The organism is Roseofilum sp. SBFL (assembly GCF_017746885.1).
Taxonomy (GTDB): Bacteria; Cyanobacteriota; Cyanobacteriia; order Cyanobacteriales; family Desertifilaceae; genus Roseofilum.
Genome location: NZ_JAGHZH010000196.1, coordinates 92,296 through 109,053, shown reverse-complemented (window position 1 = coordinate 109,053; position 16,758 = coordinate 92,296). Strand labels below are relative to the sequence as shown.

The following is a 16,758-nucleotide window of genomic DNA, read 5'->3' as shown; positions in this document are numbered from 1 at the left end:
GCTTATATCAATTAAAAAATAAATCGCTGGTTCATTCAATCACTCTATTATGGGAATTCAACTTAATTCGGGTTGGGACTTGGCAGTCGAGAACCGTAACGGTCAACTCACTCTTGTCGTAGAAGTCAAACGCAAAACCCATACCTCTCCTCAGTGGGTAGCACAATTGCGCCGCAATATTTTTGCCCATGGTACATTTCCGAAAGCTCCATACTTTCTAATGGTTTTTCCCGATCGATTTTACCTATGGTCGCTTATCAGGAGGAGAGCGAACCCACCTACACCATTAAGGCCACTCCTATAATGTCGCGAGCGCTTATTGCAGATTAAAGACTTCGATCTCTGTGATATTATTGATAAACTAAGAACATTCATACTGTCATACTGTAGAATGATCCCCAAGTTTGATCATGAGTATCGTTTTGTGCTCTCTACAATCTTCAAGTAAAATTAAGCTTATCTTTCCTAACTCAGAATGGGGAACCGTTTCAAGACCCAGAGGAGGTGGTGGTGAAGCGAGATCAGATGCAGCAAGAGTGCGATCCCGCATGGGCTAAACCACGCATTTGCTAAACTCAGAGAACTCAGTATCGATCCTAATCAATTTTAAATGGAACAGTAACAAAACAAGAGGAGGGGGAGATGTTCAGAAAAATTCAGCACTGGTTAGAGCAACTTTGGCAGTGGTTCAAGGGTTTATGGTCTTCGTCCCCTAGCTCCTCAGCGGATACTGCGACGACTTGGCCAACAGATACCGACTATGAAATGCGGTTTATGTCTTTTCTAGAGGGAATTCATCAAGGGAAAAGCCAAGTTCTCAAAGACTGGGAAAACCTACAGCAGGAGTATTCAGAAGATCAATGGATAGCCTGGTTAAAACGCTTTGGCCAGAAGGTCACCCAAAATTCAGAACCCAATGAAAAATTGGCAGAGCGCCTGATCCGGTTAGGGGAAGTGGGTTGTGGTGAATTGGGAGAAGTAGCGAAAGAGATTGGCGAACAGCTACACCCACCCATTTCTTTAGATGAGGATAATCCTCAAGTTTGGTTCGATCGCGGTAAACAATTACTCGATGAAGAGGATCAAAAAGCCCTAGAAGCCTTCGATCGCACTCTGGAACTTGACCCTAATCATTATCGCGCTGCCATTAATCGCGGAAATGCGCTGATGAACTTAGGCCAACATCAAGAGGCAATTTTAGCCTATGACCATGCCCTAGAATTAAACCCGGATGCCGATCTAGCTTGGGCCAATCGCGGTAATGTATTCTTTGATCTCGAAGACTATGAACAAGCGATCGCCAATTGGGACAGAGCAATAGAACTCAATCCAAAAGATCTCGAAACTTGGCATAATAAAGGGATTGTTTTAGGGGTCAAACTCAATCGGTTTGAAGAGGCGCTCGCTTGTTTTGACCAAACCCTGGCACTGCAAGCTGATGATGTACAAGCCTGGTTTCATCGAGGTATTGTCTTAGCCGCTCTAAATCGATGGGAAGATGCTCTAGAGAGTTGGAACCAAGTCACCGATCTGCAACCCGATTTTCAGGATGCTTGGATTAACAAAGGGGTCGCTCTGCAAAAATTAGGTCGCTATGCAGAAGCGATCGCAGCCAATCAACGGGCCATTAATCCCAGCTAATCCCTAGGGATTTTGATAAAATGCCCGTATTTACCAGTAAGTTTGCGGCTTTACTGGAAAATCACCCTAATTGCAGCCCCATCTCCATGAATGACTCGGTATTAGATGTTTGTAACCTCACTGTTCAATTCCAAACGGATGAGAAAGTGATTCAAGCGGTCGATCGGATTACTTTCTCGGTTAAACGAGGACAAACCCTAGGCATTGTGGGAGAATCTGGCTCGGGAAAATCGGTGACTTCCCTAGCCATTATGGATCTGGTTCCTCAACCTCCAGGAAATATAGCGAGTGGAGAAATTTGGTTTCATCCCCCTGAACAGGATCGCCTGAATTTACGCGACCTTTCTCCACAAAAGATGCAACAGTATCGAGGGAGTCAAATCTCGATGATTTTTCAGGAACCGATGAGTTCCTTAAATCCGGTGTATACCATTGGATTTCAATTGGTTGAAGCGCTACGATTTCATCAATCAATTTCCCCTTCAGAAGCAAGACGACAGGCGATCGCCCTCTTGCAAGAAGTGCAATTACTACCCAAGGATGAAATTTTACAACAACAGATATCAGAGGAATTTCCAGAAGTAACGAGCGATCGCCAACAGCAATCTTCGATCAATCGTCAAAAACAAGCCATCCTCGATCGCTATCCCCATGAACTCTCTGGCGGCCAACTGCAACGGGTCATGATTGCCATGGCCATTTCTTGCAATCCTACCCTCCTGATTGCCGATGAACCCACCACAGCCTTAGATGTGACCGTGCAAGCGACCATCCTCAATCTGTTGCGCGATTTGCAAAAAGCCAGGGGCATGTCCCTGATTTTTATTACCCATGACTTGGGCGTTATTGCTGAAATTGCCGATAGCGTCGTGGTCATGTATCAAGGAAAAATCGTGGAATCTGGCTCAGTTCTCGATATTTTTTCCCGTCCTCAACATCCCTACACCCAAGGCCTGTTAGCCTGTCGCCCCCAACCCGATTTACACTTAAAATATTTGCCCACAGTAGCCGATTTTCTCGAACAAGAATCTATAGTTACTTTGGACAAAACGGCCGAAGTTCAACCCCAAGATATCGAAGAGCGCCTAGAAAAACTCTATGAACAATCTCCTCTAATGGTGGTGAAAGACTTAAAGGTAGGTTTTCCCAGTAAAGGGATTTGGGGACAAACTCAGCGCTACACCATGGCCGTCAATGGAGTATCCTTTCAAGTCTATCCAGGGGAAACATTGGGATTGGTGGGAGAATCAGGTTGTGGTAAAACCACCTTAGCACGGACACTCCTCCAGTTGGTTCCCTCCATGGGTGGCATGATTGCCTTTGAAGGCGAACAACTGCAAACTTTAAGTATCAAGGCCTTGCGTTATTTTCGCCGACAGATGCAGATTGTGTTTCAAGACCCCTATAGCTCTCTAGATCCGAGGATGTCCATTGGTGATGCAGTCATGGAACCGTTGGTGATTCATCAGGAATTAGAATCTGGATCTGAACGACGCGACCGCGTACGTTATCTTCTAGAAAGAGTCGGTCTCGATCCGAGTTGGATGAGCCGCTATCCCCATGAGTTTTCCGGAGGACAGCGCCAACGAGTCTGTATTGCCCGCGCTCTGGCTCTGAATCCTAAGTTTATTATTTGTGATGAGTCCGTGTCTGCGTTGGATGTGTCGGTGCAAGCTCAGGTTTTGAACCTATTGAAAGAGCTACAAGAAGAGTTTAAGTTGACCTATATTTTCATTTCCCATGATTTGAGTGTGGTCAAGTTTATGAGCGATCGCATCATGGTCATGAATCGCGGTAAAGTAGAAGAAATTGGCTTCTCCGAGCAGATTTACAACTATCCCACCCAAGAATACACCCGCCAACTGATTGCGGCCATTCCCACAGGGACATTAGAGGAAATTAAACAGCGTCAGAGACAACCTCGTTAACTCCACTCTCCTTGCTTTATGAAGCACGTTCCGATATCCCCAAACCCCATTAAAAAAGCAGGGGGATTTTCCCTATTCCCTAGCGCGAAGCGCTACAACCCATGAGTGTTGCGCGTACCATTTGTCTGGGTTTTTTAGCCGTCATTGCGATCGGTACAGTATTGTTAATGTTACCGTTTGCCATTACCCCAGAAGGATTCGCCACCATTAACGGGCCCCTGGATTATGTGATGAAGGCCCTATTTACTGCCACCTCCTCCGTCTGCGTCACCGGATTATCCATCGTCGATGTCGGTCAATTCTATTCCTTTTGGGGGCAGTTGTTCCTATGCTTACTCTTTCAAGTCGGTGGTTTAGGCTACATGACTGCCACCACCTTTTTACTGCTCCTGTTGGGACGACAATTAGGATTGAGAGATAAACTCGCCATTCAACAATCCCTGGATACTCAAGGTATGGAAGGAGTGGGTCAGTTGGTGCGATCGATTATTGGCATGACCTTAATTTTTGAGATTACCGGAATTTTCTTATTAATCAGGGTGTTTCAACCTGATTATGGCAATGCTCAAGGACTATGGTTAGCCATTTTCCACAGCATTAGCGCTTTCAACAATGCCGGATTTAGCTTGTTTAGTGATAGCCTCTCGTCCTACGCTACTTCTACCCCATTAGTGGCGATCGTTACTGCCTTAATTATCATTGGGGGCATTGGTTATCAAGTCATCATGGAACTCTACACTTGGTTTTATCGGCGCGTAGTTAAACGCAATCAAGGATTTACTTTTTCTCTCCATTTTAAGATTGTTACCAGCACCAATATCGTCCTTTTTGTTCTTGGTTTCTTAGCATTTTTGCAGACGGAATTTTCTAATCCGGCAACCTTAGAATCGCTGAATTTATGGCAAAAATGTTTAGCGGCTTGGTTCCAATCCGTAACCACGAGAACTGCTGGATTTAATAGCATTGATATTGGTCAAATGACCACCACCTCCTTATTTATTACCATTCCCTTAATGTTCATTGGCGCTAGTCCAGGCAGTACCGGGGGAGGAATTAAAACCACAACCTTTAGAATTTTGCTCAGTGCGACTAGAGCCGCGTTGCAAGAGCGAGAGGAAGTTCTATGTTATAAACGCCAAATTCCCAATCTTTTACTCATTAAGGCCGTAGGAGTAATTATTGCGTCTCTGTTTGCGATCATTTGCGGCACAGTTTTAGTCAGTATTGGTTCTGGCGAAATTGAGTTTTTAGCCATCTTTTTTGAGGTAGTTTCCGCCTTTAGCACCGTCGGATTATCCACGGGAATTACGGATAGTTTGTCTCAATTTTCTAAGCTAGTGATTATCTTGATTATGTATATCGGTAGAGTGGGTATTTTATTACTCATGGCTTCATTTTATCAAAATACCAAGCCCAAGGTTATTCGTTATTCTGAAGAGGATTTATTAATTGGATGACTAGCTTCTGGAAGTAATATCAAGTCCGTTGGATCAGTTATAATATGTCATTGCGAACGGAACGCAGTGGAGTGAAGCAATCTCTTTTAGCTCGGTAGTTTTAGCGATTGCTTTCCTCCGGTCGCAATGACAAGTGTTTAACCGGACTTGATATAAGAAAAGGGGAGAAAATATCTAAGGAGTTGATATTATAGTGAATTCGATGAACAGTGTCTCATTATTAATGGAATTCACTATTACTCCCCACGAAACCATGTTAAAGTTTCTAATAGTCCATCTGAGAGCGATCGCTCGAAGGAAAAGCCAGTACCGAGTAATTTTTTATTGCAACCAATCCAGTGGATGGGATCGCCGCTTCTACGATCGCCCGTAAACACAATGCGATCGGGATTGCGATCGGCTAAGGTAACGATTAGGATGGCTAGGTCGCGGATAGTCATTCCTTTAGCAGAGCAAACATTGAATATTGGCGCATCGATTTCGGCTTGGTTCGCCAGCAATACCAAAGCGCGAGCAGCATCACTGACGTGAACGAAATCGCGCATTTCGCAGCCATCGCCAAACAGCTCGATCGCCTCGTCGGAGAGTAGAGTTTTACACAGAATGTCAAATACAACTTGTTTTCTTTGCCTCGGCCCGTAGAGAGAAAAGAGGCGGGCGATCGCGCTTTGAAAGCCGTAGCATTGGGAGAAGACGCGAATGTATTCTTCGGCAGCCAACTTGCTTGCGCCGTAAGGAGAAATCGGTCGAGTCGCTGTCTCTTCGTCTATGGGAACTTGTCGGGGTTCCCCATAGACGGCTGCCGTTGAAGCATAGACCAAGCGACCGGAAAATCCACTGCTGCGGAGGTCTTCAAGCAGGTTAAAGGTTGCTACCAAATTTTGGTTAAAATCCAGAGCTGGAGTTTTGACGGAATGGGCAGAATAAACAAATCCGGCTAGGTGGAAAATAGTGTCAAAGTGCTGGCGAGCCAATAGCTCCGACAGATTCGGGCTAGTCAGATCCAGTTGGATAAAGTGCTGAGGCAACATCAAAGTAGGTTCGGCGGCTTGCTCTATTGCTTGCGGTGGATTTCTATCCATACCCGTCACATATCCGCCATGCTTTCTCAGTTGCTGGCAGACTACCCGTCCCAAAAAACCGCTGACTCCGGTTAGGAGAATGCGCTTCCCTTCAATTGCGATCGCCATTACTCTGTATTATTGATATCACAACTAATTCTCACCTCTGACGGCATGTTCCAGAAAGTCTTCTAAGCCTTCAATGCAGGCCGTATCGGCATAAATCTTATGTTTGTTTGCCGCTATTCGCGCCCTCACCTGCTCTCGGAAAGCGGCATCTGTACCGAGACGAATGGCGATCGCCACATAATCTTCCGGGGAGGTGGCAATAGTTTCGGTAACTTCCATCTTTTGCAGAATACCACTGCTCACGCGCCCGCGCAAAAATTCCCCAGTTAGAGTAACGATGGGGAGATTGTGGGCGATCGCTTCTAGAGTTGTGGTGGTGCCAGCTACGCCAATGCTGTCAAGAAAAATATCGGCGAGATCGTTGAGGCGAGAGTAGCCAGCATTAGATACAGCCGGCTGCATGACGACGTATTGTTCTAGGTCGAGACCCTCAGCAGCAAAGGCATTCTGCAATCGTTTGCTCAATATTTTCGTCTGTGCTTCTGAGGTTTTGTGCTTCATAAAGATAAACTGACAATCGCCCACCGCTCGGGCAATGTATGGGTAAAGCCAATCGTATTGTGGCAAATATTTAAACAGAGACTGAGCACAAAAGTAGACGATAGCTGATGGGCGCAAGCCAAAGTCGTTCCGTTGCTCCGATGCCAGAGTTTCCTGGAGCGGAGTGTAGTACATGCCGAGATTGGGCAGTCGAACCAGTTTTTCTAGGTACTGTTCTTCCGCGCGCTTGGGTTCGATGAGCGCTCCAGTTAAAAAATAATCGATAGTCGGTAAACCGCTGGTGACATAAGTCGCCCAAGTGGTAGCTTGCACTGGAGCCAGTCGCAAGGCTGAAAGCTGAATGGCCTTGGTAGTCATGCTGACTTCAGGATAGAGCAGGATATGAGGATAGTCTGCTTGGATAAGTTTGCCCCATTCCTCAGTCGTATGAGAGCCAGTAACGAATTTTGCCAAACCATTCCGGGCGAATTCGGTTTCTTCATCCTGCGTTTTGTTGAGCGCGTAGCCAATGAGGTGAAATTTCTGGCGATCGAGTTGAGCGATCCAGCCTTTGAGAATATCTTTCCAGATCGAATGGCGATAAAAATGTCCCGAGACAATACCGACTCGGATGGCTTCATTTGGCTTTGGGGCAACGCTTGGCAGAGACTGCGCCCACTGGGGATAGCGAGCGGCCATAATCTGGGTAATAAGCTGCCCGTAAAGGCCCATTAAGTCTAGATCGTCCTGGCCCTGGTAAGCGAGATAAAAGGGCGCAATGCGGCCAACTGCGTATGCTAGGGCGGCGATCGCCTCTGGTATAGCTCGGTCGATTTTCTCGCCCAAGGCTATCAATTGTTGCTGGTACTGCTGACGACTCTGGGATACCTCTTCCTTCTGCCGATAGAGAATGGGCAGTTGCAACATGCAGCGATAATAGGCAGGTATGAGAGACTCTGGTTCGATGTTCTCTGCTTTATCGCAGCAATCCCATGCTTGTGGCAATTGACCGATCTGGTGATAGGCTTGTGCTAAAGCCAGATGGGTTTTGAGCCAGTTGGGTTCGACCTCAAGAGACCGCCGATACCAAGCAACAGCTAAGGCGCTGAGTTTGGGGTCTGGTGGATGCCGAAGAAAGGAAGCCGCTATGCGGTTGTATTCTGCTGCTTGGGCTGGTGGGTTGGGGTTAAGCAATATTAGTAATTCCTTACGCTATGGCAACAGTATTTCAATCTCCCTCAACACATCCTCCAAAATTGGAGCATTTGCAGAAACGATATTATCCTCGCTACCCTCATGCTTGTGATGGGGAAAGTTAGCTAAATTAAGCTTGTGATGATGTTCGGCATTATCATAGCGAAAAATCAGATGTTTTGAAGCATCCATATACTGGTATGAATACATATCGCGCTCTATGCCATATTCAACATCTACATACTCGCGCCAGTGGAGAATCGAGCCATCCTTAAAAAGTATATTGCCACGAACAAAACCCTCATACTCAGTCCGCTTTTGGGAAAAGAACTCGAACGACTGCACTCCGGGATATCTTTCAATTGTGACGCGAATTTGCTTAAAATAATTCTCAATCGACAAACTCAATACCTTTCAATTGCTCTGCCTTTGCTCGCAAGCGCTTTAGCATCCGAGATTCGCCAATCCACTCATCAAAGTCAAAGGTATGCTGTAGCTCGTCGTTATTGAAACGACGCAGAAACTCCTCAGTAGATTGCTGATACTTGGCCTCAAATTCCTGCAAGCGGTCTTCAGTTTGCCCAATCCCATCTGAGAGAGAACGCAATCGTTCTGCCATGGTTCTCTCTATGAATATCTTGAGCGCTTCTGGATCGCTACATCTAATCTTGAGTTCTGCCTTATCGCGTTTTTGTGTAACTACTCTATCGCTTGTTTCTAGCATCTGATTTACCTTCACTCCGCTCGAAAAACAATGGCTCTGATCGCAATTGGGGTCTAGAAACCGGGTCTAGAAACCCGGTTTCTTCAAGAAACCGGGTTTCTAATAGATCAAACCCTACCCATTGAGGCAATCCTGCATTAAGAAGGTGTAGGCACGGGGTCTGAGCAGGCAAGACTTTCAACGCTTACACCCAAAGGGCCGCTTTCTGTTTCTCGTACCGCAATTTTATTCAGCTCGGGGGCAAGCCAGATTTTTTTTGCCGGTTGCGGCTGGTTGTTTGGATTTGTATTCATGGTATTGCACTCCTTTTTCAGATAAAGTGACGAAACTGATTAAATTCTAAAGCAATTGGCACAGGCTAGGGTAATCAACAGGACTTCTACATCCCGTTTCATTTCTTTGGTTTGCGATATCACCTCCTCTAACTTCTTTAAGTCTACATATTTAGCTGCTGGAAGATCGCCCTCCTGCAAGCCAAGGCGATCGCTCAAAACAGGTAGAGCTGGCGGCCATACGCGATCGAGGACAGCAAAAGCCGCAGCTTCTCGTTTAGACCGATTCCATTGTACTGCGGCTGGCAGTATACCCTCAACTGCCCTACGCATCAAGAATCGTCCCCACTTTTGCTGTACAAACTGCTCCGGCGGCGTACCGAGACAAAACTCAAGGATGCGCCGGTCTAGCAGGGGGTAGGAATAGAGGAGTCCCTGGCGATCGCCATTGACCGCCCAGGCTTCGATCCGTTTGGTCAAATGGCCGTTATTGAGCCAACGCCACTGATTTTCTTGCACCCCCGGACTCTCCTGCAAGGATGGCCCGCGCATAGCCAAAACTGCATCTTCATGCTGCTGGGCAAAGCTGGGATTGATGCAGGTTATGGGGTAGCAACTGCTTCTACTGTTCCGGCCGTACCGCCAAGACCAGATCGCTTCGGGAATCAGGGGCAGTAAGACTTTCTTGTAGGCGACACGAGCATCTAATCTGAGAGCGTACAATAGATTAGCGCCCTCCTGTTGGGACAAGCAACGAATTTCTCGATGTAGTTTCCTCCAGCGTCCCCGCAAAAATAGCTCCGACCAAAATCCCCAGCCATGACCCGTAATCGCTTCGTCTCCACCCCAGCCCGAAAGCATAATGCGAACGTCATTTTGGGCGGCTTGCTTCTGGACGAGTTGCTCGCGAAACATCATCTCTGCTGGGTCGCGGCTGAAGTCTCGCAGATAAGTTCTGACAACATCCTCCACCTTTAAGTCGATATATTGGCATTCAATGCCTTCTTGTTGACAAACGGCCTGGATTAACCGGCGCTCGTCATCGGGGCATTCACCTGTAGCTGGGGGCGGTGGAGACCAGGAATAGGCGGTGGGAGTTTTACCTTGCTGGCGGAGTAATTGGGCGGCGATCGCCGTTACACTAGAGGAATCTAACCCACCACTGAGGTGGCAGCCTACCGGGAAGGGAGTGCAAATTCGGCACTGTACCGCCTCAAAAAGTAGCTCGCGCAACTGCTCTGCATAAGCTTCATCCGAAGGGAGACGCACCTCCCTTACATTATTGAGAGACCAGTATTGAGTCAGTTGGCTGGTTTTAACCGTCACCGTCAATTGATGAGCTGGCGGCAATTTGACAATATCGGCCAAAAAGGTCTGGCGTTTTTCTGGAAAATAGGTGTCTTCCTGCAAATAAGCGGCCAGCAAAGGTTCGTTGGGGCGGTGCGGAACCTCCGAGCGAGCCAGCAACCCCTCGATATCGGAAGCAAAGATAAAGCAGCGGTTATCTTCGTAGTAATAAAAGGGCTTGAAGCCCATATGGTCTCGACCGCAAAAGAGGATCTGCTCTTTTCGATCCCAGAGGGCAAAAGCAAATTCGCCGATTAGCCGACTTACACACTCTCGCCCCCATTTTTCGTAAGCCAATAAAATTAGCATACTGTCGGGCAGGGTTCGACCCTCGGCAGGTGGCACGTTTAGGGCTGCCAAGAGTTCCTGCCGATTATCGATGCGGGCATCAGCGGTAATCATCCAATTAGGATTTTGGGGATGGGCAATGGGCAATTTTTCGTAGAGAGATTCGGGAGTGGAGTGTAACATCAAATGACCTAACCCCACTGAATTTTCACACCAAGAACCTTGACCGTCCTTGCCCCAAAGTGCCATGGCTCTTCGCATCGGCTCGATGGTTTCTGAGGTGACTGCTGTACCGTCTTTATAAAAAATGCCGTAGATTCCGCTCAATGTTTGCCATCTCCCAAGAAATTGTAGTACAGGACTTACGCTATTAATTCGTAAGACCAAACTGCGCCCGGCCCAACCTTAAGAAGCATTCTGGAAGGAGCAAACCATTCCCAGTAAGGCAAACGGGTATCTTCTTCCGGTTTGGGGAAAAGTGTCAGTTTACATCTATTGTCAAACATTATCGCCAGTCCTAATTCGGAATAGCTGGTTTCTAAGGCTGCGATCCGGGCTTTTTCTAGCACCTGAATTTTTTGTCTCAGACTGGCTCCCTCTTCATCAGAAGTGGCAATCATTTCGCCCGCGCAGTCCAGGCTCCAGGCTGTTGCTCTCGTTCCGAGTATCCATTCTCCTTTTTCTTTGCCTGACATAGACTTTTGAGCATAAGGAATTCTTTTGCCCATATGAAGGCTCAATTCGTCGCCATAACTCAGGCTGGCTCTCCAGCAGACTTGGCCGATCGCCCTATTGATTATCTCTTGGAGTGGTTCTAGATCCTTAGCCGTTGTCACCCTCGTCACCTTGTTAATTAAGTTGCTTGCCATTGCTAAATATCCTTTTTGGGTTAGTCTATGCCTAAAAATTCGCGAGCTTTTTGTCGTAGCTCCGAATAGGTGAAGTCCCCTCGTTCGTTTTTAGTTCCGCCGTTACCTGCGGTTTTTTCTTCTTCTATAAAGTCTCCAAAATCTCTTCTAAATTCGTCATTCATCTTGAATTCGCGAGCGACTGCGTTTACTTGCTCGATATCTCTTTTCTTAACCAAGATTTGTTTTCATGCCTTGTTCGCTAGTACCGTTAAATCTCTCTATTCTAATATTTACAGGACTTATACCATTTGTAGGGGCTTTCCGGCCGTTTCGCTTCGCGAGATGAAACGCCCCTACAACGTCGGTAGAAGGCAATAAAGCGCATCTTCAGAAATAGCACTAGCCACCGAAAAAAGAAATAACCTTAAATTGAGATTCAATTGCGCCGCCAGTGATGATTTCTTGGCCGACTCTGAGCCAAGCATGGGCTTCGAGTTGGTCGGCATTTTTTTTCAGTCCCAGATAGAGGGTACTGGCAATCTTGCGCCGCCGCAACATCATCTTACCGGCGATCGCCTGCGCCAAACAGTTGCTGCGCCAGGGGGTATAGCGGCGGCTGGTGGCGATCGCCCAAGCGATCTGCCCAACTACCCCCTGTTTTGCTTCCTGAATGCCCTCTTCTGAGGTTTCTTGGTTGAGACCTCCCAAATAGGGGGCGATCCACCGGAAGGGAAAAAGCAGCACACAGCCTCGTGCTAAACCGAGCCAGAGAAACGCTTCTAGAAAAGCCAGTTTTCTTTGGCTCGGTTGCTGCCAAAATAGAGTGGCTTTATTCTTCAATAATGCTAACCAGCTTTTCATCGACGATCTTCTGGATAAAAGGCAATACATCTTGCTGACAGGTTTGATCGTCTACGTCAAACTCCTCTTGCAGGAGACCACAGAGTTCGGAAACAGTTACAGGTTGCTCCAGTAGCTCCCAGATGCGCGTTCCGACTGGGTTCGTACCGTAGTAACTATCGCTCTCTATGTTCATCATTACCAGTTCGTCCTCCAGATTGGAGGCCAAAATATCTGGGTTGCGAACGAGTTTTTGAGTCAGAGTAATGGTTTGATTCGATCCCATAAGATTCCCCTTATTTTTATTCAAACTCCAAAGAAACCCGGTTTCTCAAAGAAACCCGGTTTCTAGCATAGCCATATCTTCTTCCAGACATTCGATCACTTGGCCGAGCGAAAAATAACTTTGCGGTCGAACCACTCGTTTTACCTTGCTAGAGCTGAGGACTTGAGAAATTTGTCGGAAAACTTTTTCTCTCACACCCAAACCTTGAATAAATTCTACTCGGAATACATTCTTCATCAATGCCTGAAACTGTTCCACTTTGGTTAAAGATATCACTGCAACACCGGGCACATCACCAGAGTCGAGCCAATAGATGCGATACAATTTGCTGGGATGGCTGGCCAGCAACTCTGGCAAATATTTCGTATATTTGTCTTCTTTGTGCCACACTCGTTGCATGGTCTGGCGATCGTAGTCTAGCTGTTGCAAGGTGTCATTCCACAAGCGAATTTGAGCTAAGGCGGGAAAAACTTGCGGCTCTTGGTCTGGAGAACAGTCCATTACACATAAGTCATCAGCTAAAATCCGATAACCGGCTTTTAGGAACCCAGCCGCTAAGGTGGATTTGCCTGCACCCGAACGACCCAGAAATATGATAGCACCGCGATCGCTCTCAACAGCGCTGGCATGGAGGATTAAACGACCCCGTTGATGCAGCAAGGAGCCAAAACCTTGGGAGAAAAGATAGAGACGTATGAGTTCTTCAGGACAACCGGCAGCAGGATCGATGATAATCTCTTTGCCATCAACCACTAAATATTTGGCAATCTCATCCACTTTTAGCAGATAAGCTCCTGGTTTGATTTGACTGAACCAGTCCTCATAGACCGGTTCTATGAGGCGATCGCTCACAGAGCCAATAGAAATGCGGATATCAAAATCCGAGCCGTTGCCAGAGTAGGGGCGCAATTCAGGACAGACAAGCTCAGAGGCAATATTCAAGCCACAAGCCGTATATCGATACAGGGTGTTAAATTCCTTCATAGCAATCCGCTCGTTGAATACGATGGCTTAGAAACCCGGTTTTTTCAAATAACTAGGTTTCTAAGCCATCCATTTTGACCTAACCTCCCCATTTTCTCAAACAACAGAGCCATCGCCATCGGTCAATTTTAGCCCAATCCATAAGATGGATAAACCGCTCAGATATACTGGTTTAGAGATATCGTTCTCGGTCACCCATTCAAGTACCTGTTCAATTATTCCCCATTTTGAAAGATAAACTGCAACTGCTCAAAAATCTGAAAAGAGCCATCGGTTTAGTGTGGCAAACTACACCATTTTGGACATCTTGCACAATTACTCTTGTGTTCTTACAAGGTGTATTGCCTTTAGCCTCCCTCTATTTAATGAAGTTACTCATCGATACTGTGACTGCCGGTATTGGCAATGGTATGTCTGCTTTTTATGATGTCCTGAAGATCGTGTTTCTGGTGGGGATCGCGACACTGATAACTAATCTCTTACGGTCTTTATCTGGGTATGCTACCCAAGCTCAATCCCAAATTGTTACTGATTCTGTCAATGATATTTTGCATAGCAAATCGATTGAGCTTGACCTAGAATATTACGAAAATGCGAGTTTTTATAATTCCCTGCACCGCGCTCAACAAGAAGCCAGCTATCGACCGCAAAATATCCTCAATAGCTTGGTACAGTTAGCTCAAAGTGGGATCTCCCTGGTGGCGATCGCCGGATTGCTGCTTTCCCTCCATTGGTCAATGAGTACCGTCTTATTAGCCGCAGCAGTTCCCGTGTTACTCGTTCGTTTACAGCAGAGCAAAATACTGTATCGACAGCAAAAAACCTGGACAGGGAAAGAACGTATGGCTTGGTACTTCCATTGGATGCTTACAATGAATGCCTACGCCAAGGAAGTCCGGCTCTTCGATCTCGGAGATCTATTCCGCCAGCGTTATCGAACTCTACGCCAGGACATTCGCCAGGAAAAGCTGGCTTTAGCTCGGAAACGGGCGATCGCCGATTTTTTAACTCAACTCAGTGGAATTGTCGCTATTTTTGCCGTATTTAGTTCGATCGCCTATCAAACCCTTCAAGGACAGATCACCCTAGGCAGTTTAGTCATGTATTACCAAGGTTTTCAACGGGGACAAGCATTTTTAGGGCAACTTCTGTCTAGTTTGGCTAGTTTATACGAAAATAGTTTATTTCTCTCTCATCTTTACGAATTCCTAGACTTAAAACCAACGATTGCTAATCCGATCCATCCTCAATGGGTTCCCCAGACTATCCAACAGGGGTTAAAATTTGAAAATGTTTCTTTTCAATATCCCCACAGCAGCCGCCCCTTACTCCAAGGCATTAATCTCACCATTCCCGCAGGAGAAACAGTTGCCTTAGTCGGAGAAAATGGAGCCGGAAAAACCACCTTAATTAAATTATTATGTCGCCTCTACGATCCGACTCAAGGACGGATCACCATAGATGGTATTGACCTACAGCAACTCAATCTTTTCGATTGGCGGCGACAAATCAGTGTGGTATTTCAAGATTATGTCCGCTACAGTTTAACAGTTCGAGAAAATATTGGTTTGGGAAATATTGCCCACATGGACAATGATGCTGAGATTATCAAAGCCGCCCAAAAATCAGGAGCAGAAAAGGCAATTTCTGGACTCCCTAAAAGCTATGATACCATGTTAGGAACCCAATTTCATGAAGGAGAAGAATTGAGCATTGGGGAATGGCAAAAAATATCGATCGCCCGCGCCTTTTTGCGTCATGCTCAACTGCTAATTCTGGACGAACCCACCAGCGCACTCGATCCTGAAGCAGAATATGAAGTGTTTGAAAAATTCCGTCAACTGATTGAAGGAAAAACGGCTATTCTGATCAGCCATCGCTTGTCTACCGTTAAGATGGTCGATCGCATCTTTGTTTTAGCCAATGGTAGAATTGTAGAAACGGGTTGCCACAAAGAGTTATTACAGCTAGGTGGAACTTATGCACGTTTATTTTCTATTCAATCCCAGTATTATCAATCAGATTAACCTTTGAATAAATTCCAGAGAGACGATATTTTTTCTTGGCTGATTTTATAGCTTTTGATCAACCTGATCATTCTTAGGGGATAATAGAGAAAAAACAAGAAGCTGGGCAGAAAAAGAACCTCTCGATCGCTTGCATTTACACGAAAAGCAATCTTCAAAAAATATTGTAGCTTACTCCATAAGCTGGTTTCTCTTTTCTCCCACAAACTAACAATATAGAAGATATAGCTATATTCCATGTTTTTATGATACATATACTCTTCATGTTGTCTGGCAATTTTCACCACTTCTGGAAACTGCTTTAGCTTTTCTGAAAGTATCTCTGGAAGGGAGATTTGTAGATAGGTTTGGGCAATTGCAACTCCCAGAAAAAATACGCGATCGTTCTCATCTGTTTGGCATCGAGCGATAACTTCTTGCCAATTTGCCTCCGGATAAGTCTGAATTAATCTTCCAAAATCACAGATTCTTTTCAATGAATTCCAACTATCTTTTGTGCCCTGGAGATAACTAATTGCGAGAGAGTTTTCTGGAGAAAATGTTGCTATTTTTTTGCCCAAAAGAGATAAAGTTTGCAAGCCTTCAAAAAATGATTCCGTCTCGACCTGTAGATAAAAATCTCGTGGCGTTAACTTATAGTGTACGTCGATGTTCGTTCGGCGATCGGGTAATACCATTTGAGCCTCTCCAAGACTCTTTTCATTGGCACCAAAGTTTTTGTCATAATATCCTTGCTCAATGAGTACATCTTTTGCTTTAGAAAAATCTTGAGGACGCACTAAGATATCCAAGTCAGAAAACTCTCTCAATCCCATATTACCATAGGCTAATTGTGCCCATATTGGCCCCTTAAAAGGAATAGCTTGGATATTATGTTCTGCAAATAAGTTAAGCACTTGAAAAAGTTTATGAGTTAAAAATAAATTATACGTCATCCGTTTTTGAGCTTCGATTTCCATCCTCTCAAATACAGATGAAGGAATGATTTTTGAATGATTTATTTTCAAGGTTTTATAGACTAGCGTAAATACATTCTGTCGAACTGCATTTGAAACCAGAATATCCCAATGTACATCTCTTCTCAGTAAATCTCTAATATCAGAAGCTGTTGCTGAATTAAGTTGATAACGAATACAGGACAACAGCAATTTATTTTCAGGCGAATAAGGTTTAGTGAGGCTGGATATTGGCAAGTCCAAGGATTGTTTTTCTTTTTCTTTCATCATGAGTTAAGCGGGAAAGTTTGATG

Annotated in this window: 16 protein-coding genes and 1 pseudogene; 5 read left to right on the top strand and 12 right to left on the bottom strand. The window is 45.6% G+C overall.

The genetic code is table 11. From position 1 onward, the window contains the following. Positions 1-49: 49 nt before the first annotated feature. From J7545_RS23165 to J7545_RS23150, 4 genes and pseudogenes are all read left to right on the top strand, one after another. Positions 50-306: pseudogene (locus J7545_RS23165) on the top strand (hypothetical protein); the annotation flags it as partial. Positions 307-642: 336 nt separating this feature from the next. Further along, positions 643-1,641: a tetratricopeptide repeat protein gene (locus J7545_RS23160; RefSeq protein WP_318697953.1), complete on the top strand. Its 999-nt coding sequence runs from the start codon at positions 643-645 to the stop codon at positions 1,639-1,641. Between the two features lie 86 nt (positions 1,642-1,727). Next, a complete protein-coding gene (locus J7545_RS23155; RefSeq protein WP_413038572.1) occupies positions 1,728-3,569 on the top strand; it encodes an ABC transporter ATP-binding protein in 1,842 nt (613 codons plus the stop codon). 101 nt (positions 3,570-3,670) lie between these two features. Further along, positions 3,671-5,026 (top strand): TrkH family potassium uptake protein, encoded by a 1,356-nt coding sequence (locus tag J7545_RS23150; protein WP_318697955.1) that lies wholly within the window; start codon positions 3,671-3,673, stop codon positions 5,024-5,026. Positions 5,027-5,262: 236 nt separating this feature from the next. Here the strand turns inward: J7545_RS23150 and J7545_RS23145 are convergent, their stop codons facing one another. The 11 genes from J7545_RS23145 to J7545_RS23095 all read right to left on the bottom strand — a co-directional run bounded on the left by J7545_RS23145 (position 5,263) and on the right by J7545_RS23095 (position 13,482). Further along, a complete protein-coding gene (locus J7545_RS23145; protein ID WP_318697956.1) occupies positions 5,263-6,216 on the bottom strand; it encodes an NAD-dependent epimerase/dehydratase family protein in 954 nt (317 codons plus the stop codon). Between the two features lie 24 nt (positions 6,217-6,240). Beyond that, positions 6,241-7,890 carry a hypothetical protein gene (locus J7545_RS23140; RefSeq protein WP_318697957.1) on the bottom strand — a complete coding sequence of 550 codons (1,650 nt, stop codon included), beginning with the start codon at positions 7,888-7,890 and terminating at the stop codon, positions 6,241-6,243. 18 nt (positions 7,891-7,908) lie between these two features. Continuing rightward, a complete protein-coding gene (locus J7545_RS23135) occupies positions 7,909-8,292 on the bottom strand; it encodes a DUF6516 family protein (RefSeq protein ID WP_318720185.1) in 384 nt (127 codons plus the stop codon). Further along, positions 8,282-8,614, bottom strand: a complete 333-nt coding sequence (locus tag J7545_RS23130; protein ID WP_318720184.1) for a hypothetical protein — start codon at positions 8,612-8,614, stop codon at positions 8,282-8,284. Before J7545_RS23130 ends, J7545_RS23135 begins: the two co-directional genes overlap by 11 nt. 137 nt (positions 8,615-8,751) lie before the next feature. Then, positions 8,752-8,907, bottom strand: coding sequence for a hypothetical protein (locus tag J7545_RS23125; RefSeq protein WP_318720183.1), 156 nt, complete (start codon positions 8,905-8,907; stop codon positions 8,752-8,754). Positions 8,908-8,946: 39 nt separating this feature from the next. After that, entirely contained in the window at positions 8,947-10,848 is a 1,902-nt protein-coding gene (locus tag J7545_RS23120) for an asparagine synthase-related protein (protein WP_318720182.1), read from the bottom strand. A gap of 35 nt (positions 10,849-10,883) precedes the next feature. Further along, on the bottom strand, positions 10,884-11,390 hold the full coding sequence (locus J7545_RS23115; RefSeq protein WP_318697962.1) for a hypothetical protein: 507 nt from the start codon (positions 11,388-11,390) through the stop codon (positions 10,884-10,886). Positions 11,391-11,410: 20 nt separating this feature from the next. Then, the gene (locus J7545_RS23110) at positions 11,411-11,608 is read right to left on the bottom strand and encodes a hypothetical protein (protein ID WP_318697963.1); all 198 of its coding nucleotides are present in this window, start codon (positions 11,606-11,608) and stop codon (positions 11,411-11,413) included. Positions 11,609-11,771: 163 nt separating this feature from the next. Next, entirely contained in the window at positions 11,772-12,233 is a 462-nt protein-coding gene (locus J7545_RS23105; protein ID WP_318697964.1) for a lasso peptide biosynthesis B2 protein, read from the bottom strand. Then, the gene (locus tag J7545_RS23100; protein WP_318697965.1) at positions 12,202-12,498 is read right to left on the bottom strand and encodes a lasso peptide biosynthesis PqqD family chaperone; all 297 of its coding nucleotides are present in this window, start codon (positions 12,496-12,498) and stop codon (positions 12,202-12,204) included. Before J7545_RS23100 ends, J7545_RS23105 begins: the two co-directional genes overlap by 32 nt. Before the next feature lie 45 nt (positions 12,499-12,543). After that, positions 12,544-13,482, bottom strand: a complete 939-nt coding sequence (locus tag J7545_RS23095) for a hypothetical protein (RefSeq protein WP_318697966.1) — start codon at positions 13,480-13,482, stop codon at positions 12,544-12,546. 227 nt (positions 13,483-13,709) lie between these two features. Here J7545_RS23095 and J7545_RS23090 point away from each other — a divergent pair, with 227 nt between their 5' ends. Further along, on the top strand, positions 13,710-15,509 hold the full coding sequence (locus tag J7545_RS23090) for an ABC transporter ATP-binding protein (RefSeq protein WP_318697967.1): 1,800 nt from the start codon (positions 13,710-13,712) through the stop codon (positions 15,507-15,509). Here the strand turns inward: J7545_RS23090 and J7545_RS23085 are convergent. Then, positions 15,506-16,735, bottom strand: coding sequence for a nucleotidyltransferase family protein (locus J7545_RS23085; protein ID WP_318720181.1), 1,230 nt, complete (start codon positions 16,733-16,735; stop codon positions 15,506-15,508). The two genes, J7545_RS23090 and J7545_RS23085, sit on opposite strands and share 4 nt — an antisense overlap. Positions 16,736-16,758: the final 23 nt, after the last annotated feature.

Excerpts from the sequence above, each read along its gene's own strand:
- J7545_RS23100 (WP_318697965.1), bottom strand. The coding sequence starts at position 12,498 with ATGGGATCGAATCAAACCATTACTCTGACTCAAAAACTCGTTCGCAAC.
- J7545_RS23085 (WP_318720181.1), bottom strand. The coding sequence starts at position 16,735 with ATGATGAAAGAAAAAGAAAAACAATCCTTGGACTTGCCAATATCCAGC.
- J7545_RS23130 (WP_318720184.1), bottom strand. The coding sequence starts at position 8,614 with ATGCTAGAAACAAGCGATAGAGTAGTTACACAAAAACGCGATAAGGCA.
- J7545_RS23155 (WP_413038572.1), top strand. The coding sequence starts at position 1,728 with ATGAATGACTCGGTATTAGATGTTTGTAACCTCACTGTTCAATTCCAA.
- J7545_RS23105 (WP_318697964.1), bottom strand. The coding sequence starts at position 12,233 with ATGAAAAGCTGGTTAGCATTATTGAAGAATAAAGCCACTCTATTTTGG.
- J7545_RS23145 (WP_318697956.1), bottom strand. The coding sequence starts at position 6,216 with ATGGCGATCGCAATTGAAGGGAAGCGCATTCTCCTAACCGGAGTCAGC.
- J7545_RS23160 (WP_318697953.1), top strand. The coding sequence starts at position 643 with ATGTTCAGAAAAATTCAGCACTGGTTAGAGCAACTTTGGCAGTGGTTC.
- J7545_RS23095 (WP_318697966.1), bottom strand. The coding sequence starts at position 13,482 with ATGAAGGAATTTAACACCCTGTATCGATATACGGCTTGTGGCTTGAAT.
- J7545_RS23125 (WP_318720183.1), bottom strand. The coding sequence starts at position 8,907 with ATGAATACAAATCCAAACAACCAGCCGCAACCGGCAAAAAAAATCTGG.
- J7545_RS23150 (WP_318697955.1), top strand. The coding sequence starts at position 3,671 with ATGAGTGTTGCGCGTACCATTTGTCTGGGTTTTTTAGCCGTCATTGCG.
- J7545_RS23115 (WP_318697962.1), bottom strand. The coding sequence starts at position 11,390 with ATGGCAAGCAACTTAATTAACAAGGTGACGAGGGTGACAACGGCTAAG.